A 244-nucleotide genomic window follows, 5' to 3' on the forward strand; every position below is an offset into this window, starting at 1 on the left:
GGGAAGGAGGAAGAGAGGAAAAAAGAAAAAGAGGAAAAAGGGGGGAAAGGGGAGGAGGAAGGGGAAGAAGAAAAGGGGGAAAAAAAAAAAGAGGGGGAGAAAAAAGAAAGAGAAGAAAGGAAGGGGGGGAAAGGGGAAAGAGGGAGGAAGGGAGAGGAAAACAAGGCAAGGGGCGAGGGGCCGAGACGCAAGAAGAAAGCGACGGGAGAGCCTAGCTCAATACTACGTGTAGCTTTTGGGTCTG

The 244-nt window shown here is 50.8% G+C and carries 1 protein-coding gene; it reads left to right on the forward strand.

Features of this window, described 5'->3' with window-relative positions; translation table 11 throughout:
- A partial coding sequence (locus tag AB1471_RS17780; protein WP_367781042.1) for a hypothetical protein occupies positions 1-244 on the forward strand: 244 nt, incomplete at both ends.

Source organism: Jeotgalibacillus marinus (assembly GCF_040801915.1).
Taxonomy (GTDB): domain Bacteria; phylum Bacillota; class Bacilli; order Bacillales; family Jeotgalibacillaceae; genus Jeotgalibacillus; species Jeotgalibacillus marinus.